This window comes from Agathobaculum hominis, from assembly GCF_014288055.1.
GTDB lineage: Bacteria > Bacillota > Clostridia > Oscillospirales > Butyricicoccaceae > Agathobaculum > Agathobaculum hominis.
The window spans coordinates 292,276-303,320 of record NZ_JACOPK010000003.1; the positions used below are offsets into that span (position 1 = coordinate 292,276).

8 protein-coding genes are annotated in these 11,045 nt (G+C 61.7%); 2 read left to right on the top strand and 6 right to left on the bottom strand.

Features of this window, described 5'->3' with window-relative positions:
- Nucleotides 1-123: 123 nt before the first annotated feature.
- From H8S02_RS04890 to rlmB, 6 genes are all read right to left on the bottom strand, one after another.
- Nucleotides 124-1,482 (bottom strand): PFL family protein, encoded by a 1,359-nt coding sequence (locus H8S02_RS04890; protein ID WP_186969560.1) that lies wholly within the window; start codon nucleotides 1,480-1,482, stop codon nucleotides 124-126.
- Nucleotides 1,483-1,520: 38 nt separating this feature from the next.
- Nucleotides 1,521-1,790, bottom strand: coding sequence for an ACT domain-containing protein (locus H8S02_RS04895; protein WP_186969561.1), 270 nt, complete (start codon nucleotides 1,788-1,790; stop codon nucleotides 1,521-1,523).
- A gap of 55 nt (nucleotides 1,791-1,845) precedes the next feature.
- The gene (hemW, locus tag H8S02_RS04900) at nucleotides 1,846-2,973 is read right to left on the bottom strand and encodes a radical SAM family heme chaperone HemW (RefSeq protein ID WP_186969562.1); all 1,128 of its coding nucleotides are present in this window, start codon (nucleotides 2,971-2,973) and stop codon (nucleotides 1,846-1,848) included.
- On the bottom strand, nucleotides 2,970-4,781 hold the full coding sequence (gene lepA / locus H8S02_RS04905; protein ID WP_186969563.1) for a translation elongation factor 4: 1,812 nt from the start codon (nucleotides 4,779-4,781) through the stop codon (nucleotides 2,970-2,972). Before lepA ends, hemW begins: the two co-directional genes overlap by 4 nt.
- Nucleotides 4,782-5,663: 882 nt before the next feature.
- A complete protein-coding gene (locus H8S02_RS04910) occupies nucleotides 5,664-7,847 on the bottom strand; it encodes a hypothetical protein (protein ID WP_186969564.1) in 2,184 nt (727 codons plus the stop codon).
- 21 nt (nucleotides 7,848-7,868) lie between these two features.
- A complete protein-coding gene (gene rlmB / locus H8S02_RS04915; protein ID WP_186969565.1) occupies nucleotides 7,869-8,639 on the bottom strand; it encodes a 23S rRNA (guanosine(2251)-2'-O)-methyltransferase RlmB in 771 nt (256 codons plus the stop codon).
- A gap of 250 nt (nucleotides 8,640-8,889) precedes the next feature.
- Between rlmB and H8S02_RS04920 the strand changes: the two genes are divergently transcribed.
- Together H8S02_RS04920 and H8S02_RS04925 are read left to right on the top strand one after the other, a co-directional pair.
- Nucleotides 8,890-10,143 (top strand): DUF4317 domain-containing protein, encoded by a 1,254-nt coding sequence (locus H8S02_RS04920; protein ID WP_186969566.1) that lies wholly within the window; start codon nucleotides 8,890-8,892, stop codon nucleotides 10,141-10,143.
- A gap of 12 nt (nucleotides 10,144-10,155) precedes the next feature.
- Nucleotides 10,156-10,806, top strand: a complete 651-nt coding sequence (locus H8S02_RS04925) for an NAD(P)H-hydrate epimerase (protein ID WP_186969567.1) — start codon at nucleotides 10,156-10,158, stop codon at nucleotides 10,804-10,806.
- Nucleotides 10,807-11,045 lie beyond the last annotated feature (239 nt).

Below are 11,045 nucleotides of genomic sequence, written 5' to 3' on the forward strand. Positions count from 1 at the left end.
CAGTATAACGCCGCACGAGGCAAAATGCAAGAACTTTTTTTGCTGACTGCAAAAAATATCCGCGCAGCGCAAACCCTGAGGGTCGCGCTGCGCGGATGAGGCAGTTTTACTCTGACTGTAAAATCAGTTCTTGAGGCTCTGGATCGGGGCCGGGATGCGGCCGCCGCGGTTAATGAACTTCGCCGGGGAGCCGGTCTTGATGGGCATGATCGGAGCGGCGCCGAGCAGGCCGCCGAACTCGACCATGTCGCCGACCTTCTTGCCGATGGCAGGGATGACGCGGACGGCGGTGGTCTTGGTGTTGACAACGCCGATGGCGATCTCGTCCGCGATCAGGCCGGAGATGACCTCCGCGGTGGTGTCGCCCGGAACGGCTACCATGTCGATGCCGACCGAGCAGACTGCGGTCATGGCCTCGAGCTTTTCGAGCGTGAGCGCGCCCGCCTGTGCGGCCGCGATCATGCCTTCGTCCTCGGAGACCGGGATGAAAGCGCCGGACAGACCGCCGACACTCGAGGACGCCATGACGCCGCCCTTCTTGACCGCGTCGTTCAGCATGGCGAGGATCGCGGTCGTGCCGCAGCCGCCGCAGACCTCGAGACCGACTTCCTCCAGAATGCGTGCGACCGAGTCGCCGATGGCCGGGGTCGGCGCGAGGGACAGGTCGACGATGCCGAACGGCACGCCGAGACGCTGGCTTGCGAGCGCGCCGACGAGCTGACCCATGCGGGTGATCTTGAACGCAGTTTTCTTGATGACGTCCGCGACCTCACCGATCGAGCAGTCGCCTGCGCGGCGGATGGCCGACTGGACAACGCCCGGACCGGAAACGCCGACGTTGATGACGGTCTCCGGCTCACCGATGCCGTGGAACGCGCCCGCCATGAACGGGTTGTCGTCTACGGCGTTGGCGAAAACGACCAGCTTGGAGCAGCCCATGGAGTCGTTGTCCTTCGTCAGCTCTGCGGTCTGCTTGATGATGCGGCCCATCAGACCGATCGCGTCGAGGTTGACGCCGGCCTTGGTGGAGGCGACGTTGACCGAGGAGCAGACCAGATTGGTCTCCGCCATAGCCTCCGGAATGGAGTTGATGAGGATCTCGTCGCCCTTGGCGAAGCCCTTCTGCACGAGCGCAGAGAAGCCGCCGACAAAGTTGACGCCGGTGGTCTCGGCGGCGCGGTCGAGCGCCTTCGCGAGCGGAACATAGCTGTTTGCCGAGGAGGTCGCGCCGACCATGGCGATCGGGGTGACGGAAATACGCTTGTTGATGATCGGGATGCCGAGCTCGCGCTCGATCTGCTCGCCGGTCGCGACGAGCTTTTCTGCACGGCGCGTTACCTTGTCGTAGACCTTGTCCGCGAGCACATTGATGTCGTCCGCCGCGAGATCGCGCAGCGAAATGCCCATCGTGATCGTGCGGATGTCCAGGTGCTCCTCCTCGATCATCTTAATGGTTTCCAGAATATCTTTTGTGTTGATCATAGACATAATTCAGTTAAACCTCGCTTGCCCGAAACGGCTCAGATTTTGTGCATCGCGTCGAAGATGTCCTCGTGCATGGTGTGGATCTTCATGCCGAGCTCCTCGCCGTCCCTGTCGAGCAGGTCGATCAGGCTGTTGAAGTCTACGGTGCACTTGTCGATGTTCACGAGCATGACCATGGCGAACATATCCTCCATGACGTTCTGGGAGATGTCGACGATGTTGACCTGATGCTCATAGAGCGTGTTCGAGATCTTGGCGATGATGCCGGTGCGGTCCTTGCCGGTTACTGTGATTACTGCGCGCATAATAGTTCCTCCATTTTGCGTATATGTGAATTTTTTGCTGACGTGTATATAGCATTCAACGGGAAGCAGCGTCGGTTATCATATTGATGATGCTGTTCGAGACGAGAAAGCCCGCATCGGTCAGATGCCAGCGCGTGCCGTTCTGTTCGGTCAGACCGGGCTTTGCCAGTGCGCGGAACACGGCCTCATAAGGGGCGGGGTCGACATGGTAGCGTTCCTCGAGGTCGCGGAGCTCCACGCCGTCCGAGGTGCGCAGACGAAGCATAAGGTACTCGTTCTGCCGTTCGAAGTCGGGGACTTCCTCCTCGTTCCGCACGGCGGCCGTGCCGTCTGTGAAGCCGGCGATGTCGCGCGGGAATGCAAATCTGCGCCCGTCAAAAAGCGAGTGGGCGCCCGGGCCGAGACCGATGTATTCGGAAAGATCCCAGTATTTGCTGTTGTGCCGCGAGCGGAAGCCGGGCAGGGCAAAATTCGAGATCTCATAGTGTTCAAAGCCGTGCTGACGCAGGACGCGGCACAGGGCGAGATAGGTGTCCGCCTGCGCGTCATCGTCAGGGAGGACGGGAGCCTCGCGTCCCATTTCCGTCATAGGCTCGAGCTTGAGGCCGTAGCAGGAAAGGTGCGTCGGCTGAAGCGCAAGGCACTGCGTGAGCGAGTCGAGGAACATATCCTGCGTCTGACCGGGCAGACCGTACATCAGATCCAGACTGATGTTGGAAAAGCCGTGCTCGTGTGCGAGCAGAACGGCACTCCTTGCCCTCGCAAAGTCGTGGATGCGCCCGATGCGGCGCAGCTCGTTATCATGCGCGGCCTGCACGCCGAAGGAAAGCCGGTTTGCACCGCCGCGCCGCAGCGCGTCAAGGAGCACTGCGTCCGTGCTCTCCGGGTTGCATTCGACCGTTATTTCCGTGTCCTCTGCCAGAGCAAAGCTCTCGCGGACCGCGTGAAGGATGCATTCGAGACGCGCGCCGCCCAGATACGACGGCGTGCCGCCGCCGAGGTAGACCGTGTCGGTCGTGCGGCCTGCGCTTTTTTCGCCGTACTCGTGGATGGAGCGGATGAGGGCGTCCGTGTAGGCGTCCATGCGCGAGGCGTCCGTGATCGAATAAAAGTCGCAGTAGGCGCACTTTTTCACGCAGAACGGGATATGCAGATACAGGCCGAGCGGGCGGGGCGTGATCATGACTCCTCGTCCAGCTTGAGCACGGCCATGAAGGCCTCGGTCGGCATCTGGACCGTGCCGAGCGCACGCATCTTCTTTTTGCCTTCCTTCTGCTTTTCGAGCAGCTTTTTCTTTCGGGTGATATCGCCGCCGTAGCACTTGGCGAGAACGTCCTTGCGCATCGCCTTTACGGTCTCGCGTGCGATGACCTTGCCGCCGATGGCCGCCTGAATGGGTACCTCGAACAGCTGACGCGGGATGTTCTCCTTGAGCTTTTCGCAGATGCGGCGTGCGCGGCCGTAGGCCTTGTCGCGGTGGACGATGAACGAGAGCGCGTCGACCTGATCGCCGTTGAGCAGCATATCGACCTTGACGAGGTCGCTCTTTCGATAGTCGAGAAATTCGTAGTCGAGCGACGCATAACCCTTGGTGCGTGCCTTGAGCGCGTCGAAAAAGTCGTAGATGATCTCGCCGGTCGGCATTTCGTAGTGCAGCTCGACGAGATTTGCGTCGAGGTACTGCATATCCTTGAAGATGCCGCGGCGGTCCTGGCACATCGGCATGATGTTGCCGACGAACTCCTGCGGCGTCATGATGGAGGCCTTGACGTAGGGCTCGCGCGCCTCCTCGATGACCGCCGGGTCGGGGTAATCGTGCGGATTGTGGCACTGGACGACCGTGCCGTCGGTCTTGACGATCTCATAGGTGACGGAGGGGAGCGTGGTGACAAGGTCGAGGTCGAATTCGCGCTCGAGGCGCTCCTGAATGATCTCCATGTGGAGCATGCCGAGGAAGCCGCAGCGGAAGCCAAAGCCGAGCGCGACCGAGCTTTCCGGCTCGAAGGACAGCGCGGCATCGTTCAGCTGGAGCTTTTCAAGTGCATCGCGCAGATCAGGATACTTGGAGCCGTCCTCAGTATAGATGCCGCAGAAAACCATGGGGCGCGCCGGACGGTAGCCGGGGAGCGCCTCAGGTGTGGGGCGGTCGGACTCGGTGACGGTATCGCCGACACGGGTGTCCGAGACCTTTTTGATGGAGGCAGTGAAGTAGCCGACCTCGCCCGCGCACAGCTCCTGCTGCGGAGACAGGCCGAACGGCAGCATATAGCCGCATTCGAGCACCTGAAACTCGGCGCCGGTCGCCATCATTTTGACCTTCATACCCGGGCGGATGGTACCGTCGAGCAGGCGCATATAAACGATAACGCCCTTGTAGGGGTCGTACTGGCTGTCGAAGATGAGCGCGCGGAGCGGCGCATCGGGGTCGCCGACAGGCGCCGGAACGTCGGAGACGATGCGCTCGAGGACCTCGTGGATGTTGATGTTCATTTTCGCGGAGATCTCGGGGGAGTCCTCGGCCGGGATGCCGATGATGTCCTCGATCTCCTTCTTGACGCGCGGCGCGTCGGCGGCCGGCAGGTCGATCTTGTTGATGACCGGCACGACTTCAAGTCCGGCGTCGATGGCGAGGTAGGTGTTGCCGAGGGTCTGTGCCTCGATGCCCTGCGCCGCATCGACGACGAGCAGCGCGCCCTCGCAGGCCGCGAGAGAGCGGGAGACCTCGTAGTTGAAGTCGACATGACCCGGGGTGTCGATGAGGTTCATCTCGTAGGTCCTGCCGTCGTCGGCCTGATATTCCATGCGGACGGCGCGCGCCTTGATGGTGATGCCGCGCTCGCGCTCGAGGTCCATGTTGTCGAGCAGCTGCTCCTCCATCTCGCGGACGGAGACCGCCTTGCACTGCTCGAGCAGACGGTCGGCAAGGGTGGATTTGCCGTGGTCAATATGTGCAATAATAGAGAAATTGCGAATTTGCTCACGATTTTTCACGTCGAAAGCTCCTTATCTGATTGAATATGCCATTATTATAACACGTTCGCGCGCTTCTCACAAGCGTTCATTTGCAATCCGTGCGCGGCGCGGGGCCGGGAGCGAGATTTTTGTATAGTTTTATAAAATCGTGTACGCGACAGTCGGAATTTAAGATATGTTGCCAACAAGCCCTCCCGAGGGCAGCGGCCCCTTAAACTCCCTCCCGGGAGCAGGGGGTAAATGGTTCCGCCGTTCCGGCGGCCTGCCGCCGCAGGCGAGAATGGCCCTCCCGGGCCGGGGGTATTCGCCATGACATGGCGTGCGAATTGCCGCCGCCCGGCGGCGGGGGCAAGAGGGGAAAGACAACCAAGGTTTTCTTTCCCCTCTTAACTCCCCAAACTTTCCTTAGGACGCGACTCCCTGCGGTCGCGCGTCTAAAAAGCGGGGGCCCACAGGGGCGTCTGCTGCTCCAAGAGAACGCTCTTGATGGAAGCGGAGTTTTTCGCAGCGCAAATCAAGCGCTCTGCACCGGATGGCCGCGCACTGTTATGCGCGGCAAATCACGCAAAGTAAATTCAGGGCCTTACAGCGTCCCAAAAGCTGCCCGACGCACGGAACCGAGCTATCGTCCCCCCGTTTAGACGCGAAGCTATGCTGAGCGTCCCGAGGGAAGATGTGGGGGAGCTAAGAGGGGGATAAGAAACCCGGAGGGTGTCTTGGCCCCCTCTTGCCCCTCCGCCGTGGGCACGGCGTCTCCCGGCCGCCGAAGGCGGCCATTGTGCACGCTCACTCCGAGCGTAAAGTCGCCTTCAGCGGCGCACCGCTGTATCGGCGGAAATATACCCTCTGCTGAGGGTAAAGAAAAAAGGCTCCGAACAGGAGTTCGAAGCCTTACTGTATTCAGTGCGTCTGCTGATTGATGACAAATACCGGAATGTACCAGATGAGCAGGTACAGCAGCAGATGCTGTACGGGCAGCGCGGCTGCCTGGTTCTGGAACACGAGATAGAACACGATCAGCATGCCGAACAGACCGGCGAACGTGCTGAGCGTCAGCGCAGAGCGTACCGCACCGGCGAGCTTGTCGGCGCAGCGAAGCACCTGCATGAACGGGCCTGCGCCCTCGCGGGTCAGGACAGCGGCCGGAGCGTCGCCCTTGGCGTAGCGCGGGTCGAGCAGGCGGGCAACGCCTGCCGGATCGGGCTGGTCGGCGAAGCCGCGGCGCAGATCGAATTCCTCCTCGACCATCGCCGGGGAAACGTTGAAATCGCGTGCGGCGATAACGGCGTTCATGTGCATGCGGCGCATCAGACGCATTGCCTTGTAGGTGTGCTTGGTGGGCAGGTAGCGCAGCGTGATCACACCGGCAAGCTGATTATCCGCGAGCAGATACATCGCGACCTGACTGTCGCGTTCAGCCGGGATGGTGACGCCCATGTTGACCATGAGCGCGCCCGTGCCGAGCACCATGTAGCTGCTGCCGACGTGGCCGGTCAGACCGCCGTCAACGACGCGGAGGTCGTGGGCGGTGAGGGGGAGCGCCGAATGCGCCCGGGCGGCTTCGCTCAGCGCGCGGCCAAGCTCAAGACCTGCCGCATCTGCGAGTGCCGCAGCGCAGGAGAGAATGCGCGTTTCGTCGAGCTGACCGACCGCCTTGATGCTCTCGAGCTCGATCGAGCCGGTCGGGAACAGGTCGTTCTCCGCGAGCACGACCTCCTCCGTGCCGCGCAGCAGATTTGCCTGACGCGCACCGGCGAGCGCAGCGCCGGAGGCCAGCAGGCGGCGCGCGATGTTCTTGTAGCCTGCGCCGAAAGCGCAGAGCAGACCGATCGGAGCGGCGACGATGGTGATGGACGAGAACGCCCAGAAGAAGCGGACCGGCTCACCTCTGCCGAGAGAGGAGACGAGCGCGAAAATGATGCTGAGCGCGAGCGCGAGGGGCGCGTAGATCATGGAAAAACGGTCTACGGTGTCCGGACGTTCCAGCTCGGTCAAAAAGTCGTTTTTGTTGAAAAGCGGGCCCTTTGCGGCGCGGCAGGCGTCGTCAACGTCATCGTAATGGCTGTAGACTGCAAGCAGCTGGTCGGCCTGCGCGACTGCCTTGTACGAGCGCGCACGGGCGGCGTAGCGGCCGCGGTCCTCGCGCATCATGGCGTAGAGCATGAGGATGGACGCGGCGATGTAGGGCGTGGTGACACCGTTCTGCTCGGGGAATACGAGCAGGGAAACGCTGTGCAGGATGGCCGCGACGATCGCGACCGAGACCAGCGTCTCGCGGCACGGACGGCCGTGGAACAGCTCGGAAAAGCCGAGGCTGAAAATGTCGACGCCGATAAGGATGGCGAGGATCTGCAGGACGAGCAGCGAGCCGATGCCGAGCGTCGGGTTTGCGACAATGTCGACGAGCGAGGGCAGGGGGAGCTGCGTGAAGCTCGGCGCGAGCGACAGGTAGGCGGCTGCTGCGGCGAGGATCAGCACAAGGATGGAGCGCGCGTTCAGACCGCGGCTGCGGCGGCGGAACACACGGAAGGACTGGTCAGGGTCGAGCACCTCGATGTCCTCGTTCTCCTCCTCCTGCTCGGCGGCGATGCGTGCGGCGCGAGCCTGCTTGCGCGAGACGCGCTCCGCCTTTTCCTTCTGGGGAGCGGCAGCGGCCTTTGCGGCCTTTTCTGCCTGCTTTTCTTCGCGTTCCGCGAGCTTTTCCTCGCGCTTAGCACGTTTTTCGGCTCGCTTTTCCGCAGCCTTCTGCTCGTGCTCTGCGGCTTTGGCCTCGCGCGCGGCAATGCGTGCGGCACGCGGGTTCTCAGGCTCTGCCTCGGGAGCGGCGGCAGGAGCGGCTGGCGCAGCCTTGCTCTTGGTTTTCGGCGCAGTCTTTACCGGCGGCTGCTCACGCGCCGGCTCTGCGGCGGCAGGGGCAGGCTCACTGTGTACCGGCTCGCTGTGCGCAGGCTCGACCTTGGTTTCGGCAGGGGCACGGCCCTCTACCTCGGCGATGATCGACTCAAGGTCGAAATCACCGGCATCCGGAACGTCGTTCAGCAGATCCTTGAACTCGTCCAGATTAAATTCATCTTTCTTATCCATGATGTGACCTCTTTTATCTGTTTAGTGTCCCAGACGGCGGCGGAGCGCTTCGAACAGCAGGACCGCTGCGGCATTGGAGGCGTTGAGTGAGTTGACGCGGCCGCGCATGGGGATGCTGACGATGTAGTCGCACTTGTCGCGCGTCAGGCGGCTGAGGCCCTGACCCTCCGAGCCGATGACGATCGCGGTCGCGCGGTCGAACGGCGCTTCGTACAGGTCTACCGTGCCGTCGGCCTCTGCGCCGAACAGCCAGACGCCGCGCTCTTTAAGCTCGTCGAGGGTGGAGGCGAGGTTGTTTGCCTTGTGCACGCCGACGTAGGCGAGCGCACCGGCTGCCGAGCGGGCGACTGACGCCGTCAGACCGACGGCGCGGCGCTTGGGGATGATGACGCCGTGCGCACCGGCGGTCTCCGCGGAACGGATGATCGCGCCGAGGTTGTGCGGGTCCTCAATGCCGTCGCAGACGACGATGAGCGGCGTTTCGCCGCGCTCCTCCGCGACGCGGAAAATGTCGTCGAGCGAGACATATTCCTGTGCGGCGGTCTGCGCGATGACGCCCTGATGCGTGCCGGTGACGCTCATGTGGTCGAGCTTGCGGCGGTCGCAGGTCACGGTCGGTACGCCGTGCTTTTTCGCCTCAGCGGCGACGTCTGCGAGATGCGCGCCCTCAGCGAGGAAGATCTTGTCCACTGCGCGTCCCGAGCGCAGGGTCTCGAGGACGGCGTTGCGGCCCTCGATCAGCGTGCCGTCATCCTCCTGCGGAGGGCGGCGGCGGTTCTTTTCATATGCCATATTTTCATACACTCCATGTTTGATGCAGATATTCTCAGATAGAGTAAGTATAGCACATAACCGATGCGCTTTTCAACGTCAAAACGACGGAAAATGCGGAACCGTAAAAGAAAATAACGGGAAAAGGGACCGGAGAGATTTTTGCTTGCGTTTGTACCGGGGAAAATAGTATACTATATAATAGACTGCCGGGGAACGGACGCTTTTCCGGCAGCCTGTGTTCTATATATAATAAGGAGAGACTGCTCTTATGAATATTACCAAGGGCGATGTGCAGGAGCTGCGCCGCCGGCTGAAAAAGAAAGAGTGCACGTTTGACCGCATGTGCGGCTGCTACGTCAACAGCGGCAAGCAGATCGTGCTCAAATTTACCGATATGTTCTCCGAGCTGGAGGAGGACGAGTATTTCAAGTACCTTGAAATTGCGAAAAAGACCATTTCCGGCACGCTCGGCAGTAATCTGCTTGAGCTGGAGTTCGACCGGAACGAGGCGTCCGACGAGCGCCGCACCTATCTGCTGACCCTGCGCGACAGCAGGCTCGCCAATGAGGAGCTGCTCGACCGCCTGTACGAAAAGGTCATCGAGGAGTACAGCTATCCCGGCAACTACCTCATTCTGGTCTACCACGACATCTATGATGTGCCGTCCAAGGCGACCTCGGGCGAGGAGCAGGAGGAGTCCGAGGAGATCTACGAGTACCTGCTGTGTGCGGTCTGCCCGGTCGATCTGGCCAAGCCTGCGCTCGGCTACAAGGAGGACGAAAACCGCATCGGCGCGCGCGACCGCGACTGGGTGGTCGGCCTGCCTGACCTCGGCTTTGTCTATCCGGCGTTCTCCGACCGCGGCAGCGATGTGAACGCGGTGATGTACTATGTGCGCACAGGCCGTCCGTCGCACGCGGAGTTCATCGAAAACGTGCTCGGCTGCATCTCGCAGCGCACCGCCGCCGAGGATAAGCTCGCGTTCAGAAATGTTGTGATTGACGCATTCGGAGAGGACGAGGAGCAGGCAGACGAGGCGTTCTTCAAGATGCAGCGCACCATCAGCGCGATGGTCGCGGAGCGTGAGGAGGACGAGAGCCTGCCGCCGGTCGAGCTGACGGCGGAGGCGGTCTCCGGCCTTGCCGCAGAGGCGGAAGTACCTGAAAAGGTGCGCGAGCAGATCGAAAAGTCCTACGCGCATACCTTCGGCGAGCAGCCTCCGGCGGCGCATAATGTGCTGGACAGCCGTCTGGTCGAGGAAGGGACTGTCCGCGCGCACACTGCTGCGCTCGAGCAGAAGGTTGCGGTGCTCCAGCAGGAGCTTGCGCAGCACGCCGCAAACGAAACCGACGAGGACGATGTGCCGTGGGTGACGGGCGGCAGCATCAACATCGAGCTTCATGTGCCGGAGGAGCGCGCGGCTTCTATCCGCACGGGCATCGTCGAGGGCAGAAAGTGCCTGCTCGTTCCGATCGAGGATGACGAGGAAGCCTGCGTCAACGGCAAAAATCTGCCGCTGTAAGGAGCGAGGGACATGGCGAAAACGGTAACGGCGGCAGAAATGAAGGAGCGCGAGCGGGCGGCGAATGAGGCCGGTCTGCTGTACATACAGATGATGGAAAATGCGGGCCGCGCGGCCTATGCCGAGCTCAAACGGCGTGTTCCGGCGCTCCGGCGTCTGCTGATCGTCGCAGGAAAGGGCAATAACGGCGGCGACGGCTTTGTGATGGCGCGCGTCGCGGCGAAAGAGGGCGTGCAGGTGCGCGTGCTGCTCGCGGAGGGAGAACCGAAAACGGCGGACGCGAAAACCAATCTCGCGCGGCTCGCAGAGACAGCGGCGGAGGTCGTGCGCGACACGGAACAGGCGGCGTTCGGCGCGGATGCGGTCGTTGACGCGCTGTACGGCACGGGGTTTCACGGAGAGCTGCGTCCGGGCGGCGCGGCGGCGTGTGCGCTGATGGGCAGAGAAAGGGAACGCGGCGCGTTTGTGCTCGCGCTCGACCTGCCGAGCGGCGTCAGCGCCGACAGCGGCGAGGTCGCGGAGGGCGCGGTGCAGGCTGACGCGACCGTGACGTTCGACTGCACCAAGCCGCTGCACTTCGCGAAAGCCTCGAAACCGTTCTGCGGCGCGCTCGTCTGCGCCGATATCGGCATCGGAAAGGCACTCGGAGAGCGCGAGACGTAACTTGCCTGTAATATAACCGCGAAAACTGTAACACAGAAGTAACTTTACAAACCTCCCGAAACGTGGTATCATAAACTGTACCACGGTAAGTCCAATGGTACGAAGTCAAGTAGATGATGCAAAAAAATTTGAAGAAAAACAGTGCAACTACACCGTACCGGCCGTAAAAAGGCAACACCTACCCAAGCCCTGCCTCTTCCAATTTTGAAACAGGGCCTGTTCATCAGAGCGGCAGGCGG